The organism is Paracoccus sigandri, assembly GCF_003709565.1.
GTDB lineage: Bacteria > Pseudomonadota > Alphaproteobacteria > Rhodobacterales > Rhodobacteraceae > Paracoccus > Paracoccus siganidrum.
The window spans coordinates 1-2,334 of record NZ_QNRC01000088.1 but is presented as its reverse complement, the minus strand read 5'-3'; the positions used below and the strand labels follow the sequence as shown (position 1 = coordinate 2,334).

The 2,334-nt window shown below is 67.4% G+C and carries 2 protein-coding genes; one reads left to right on the top strand and one right to left on the bottom strand.

The annotated features are described in order from the left end of the window. Positions 1 to 29 precede the first annotated feature (29 nt). Positions 30 to 671 carry a TetR/AcrR family transcriptional regulator gene (locus tag C9E82_RS23755; protein ID WP_119901225.1) on the bottom strand — a complete coding sequence of 214 codons (642 nt, stop codon included), beginning with the start codon at positions 669 to 671 and terminating at the stop codon, positions 30 to 32. A 164-nt stretch (positions 672 to 835) separates the two neighbouring features. On the opposite strand from C9E82_RS23755, the gene hpbA reads away from it, so the two are divergent. Continuing rightward, positions 836 to 2,334: N-methyl-L-proline N-demethylase HpbA (gene hpbA / locus C9E82_RS23750; protein WP_119901226.1), on the top strand; the 1,499-nt coding region annotated here is incomplete at its 3' end.

The window sequence follows — 2,334 nt, the reverse complement described above, 5'->3', positions numbered from 1 at the left end:
GCCTTCTCTGGCTCTCGGTTCTGGTGCTGTTAGGCTTTTGGATTTGCTTTTCTGTTCACGGCTGCGTTGAACCTTGCGATTTCGCGTTTTTGGGGTGCCTGGCCGGTGTAGATCTCGACATAGGTGGGGATGCGGGCGAGGCGGGTTTCCAGCTCCTCCTGGGCGCGCATCGAGATATAGCCGATCTGGGTCAGGTAGATGGTGCGGGCGCGGACGTCGGCCTCCTGCGCGTCAAGCCCCCAGCGCATCAGCATGCCGCGCAGCGCCGAGAGCCGGGCCTCGTCGGCGCCGGCGACGCGGGCGCCGACCTGCTCGTCCTGCAGCGCCCAGCTGCGCACCGCGAATTCCAGCCTGCTGTCGAAGCTGCCCGACAGGAAGCAGGCCAGCACGTTCAGCATCGCCTCGGCCCGGCTCTCGGCATAGTCCTGCGCCGCCGCGACCAAGGGCTCGGTCGTGCGTCCCTCCCAGCCCTCGATCAGCGCCCTCAGCAGCGCCTCGCGATCCTCGAAGAACCAGTAGAAGCTGGTGCGCGACAGGTTCAGCTGCCGGGCCAGCGGCTGGATCTTCACCGCATCCACGCCGCCCTCGATCAGCGCCTGGTAGCCGGTCTCCAGCCAGCCCTCGCGCGATCCGCGCCATCCGGTTTCAGCCGTCGCTGCACGATTTTTCATGTCCCCGCACTAGCCCGGCCGGCGATTCGCTGCAAGGAAAATGTGCCGGCATGACCCTGTAGGGTTCACGAATGAATTTTGAATTGACATGAGTGAACATTCTTCCGATCCTGCGATGCGACCCGTCCACCTTCCACCCCGTCCACCTTCCACAGGCAGATCCGATGTCGAACGATCCTCTTCTGCAGCCCTTCCAGTTGAAGCACCTGGTGCTGCGCAACCGCATCATGATCACCAGCCACGAGCCGGCCTATCCCGAGGACGGGATGCCAAAGGACCGCTACCGCGCCTATCACGTCGAACGCGCCAAGGCCGGCGTGGCGCTGACCATGACGGCGGGCTCGGCCTCGGTCGCGCGCGACAGCCCGCCGGTCTTCAACAACATCCTGGCCTGGAAGGACGAGGTGGTCGGCTGGATGAAGCAGCTGGCCGACGAATGCCACGACCATGGCTGCGCGGTGATGATCCAGCTCACCCATCTGGGCCGGCGCACGCGCTGGGACAAGGCCGACTGGCTGCCGGTCGTCTCGCCCGGCCATCAGCGCGAGGCGGCGCATCGCGCCTTCCCGAAGAAGATGGAGGACTGGGACATCGCCCGGATCGTCACCGACTATGTCGATGCGGCCGAGCGGATGAAGGCGGCGGGGCTGGACGGGCTGGAGATCCAGGCCTATGGCCACCTGATGGACCAGTTCTGGTCGCCGCTGACCAACGAGCTGGACGGGCCCTATGGCGGCAGCCTGGACAACCGGCTGCGCTTCACCTTCGAGGTGCTGCGCGGCATCCGCGAACGCTGCGGCGAGGATTTCCTGCTGGGCGTGCGCTATACCGGCGACGAGGACCTGCCGGGCGGGCTGACCGCGGCGGAGGGGATCGAGATCTCGCGCCGGCTGAAGGACAGCGGGCTGGTCGACTTCCTGAATGTGGTCAAGGGCCATATCGACACCGATGCCGGGCTGACCGACGTGATCCCGGTGCAGGGGATGCGCAATGCCCCGCATCTGGACTTCGCCGGCGCGATCAGGAAGGCCACCGATTTCCCGACCTTCCACGCCGCGAAGATCCCCGACGTGCCGACCGCGCGCCATGCGATCGCGGCGGGCTTGCTGGACATGGTCGGCATGACGCGGGCCCATATCGCCGACCCGCATCTGGTGCGCAAGATCGCCCTGGGCCGCGAGGACGATATCCGGCCTTGCGTCGGCGCGAACTATTGCCTCGACCGGATCTACCAGGGCGGCATGGCCTTCTGCCTGCACAATGCCGCCTCGGGGCGCGAAGAGACCATGCCGCAGACCATCCCGCCGGCCCCGGCCAGGAAGCGCGTCACCGTCATCGGCGCCGGCCCGGCGGGCATGGAGGCCGCCCGCGTCGCCGCCGAGCGCGGCCATGCCGTCACCGTCTTCGAGGCCGCCGACCAGCCCGGCGGCCAGATCCGCCTGACCGCGCTGGACGAGCGGCGGCGCGAGATGATCTCGATCATCGCCTGGCGCATGGCGCAATGCGAGAAGCTGGGCGTCGCCTTCCGCTTCAACAGCTTCGCCGATGCGGGTGACGTGCTGGCGACCGAGCCCGACGAGGTGATCGTCGCCACCGGCGGGCTGCCCCATGTCGAGGTGCTGGAGCAGGGCAACGATCTGGTCGTCTCGGCCTGGGACATCCT

What these genes read in the sequence shown, in the direction of transcription:
- C9E82_RS23755 (WP_119901225.1), bottom strand. Translation starts at nt 671, where the DNA reads ATGAAAAATCGTGCAGCGACGGCTGAAACCGGATGGCGCGGATCGCGC.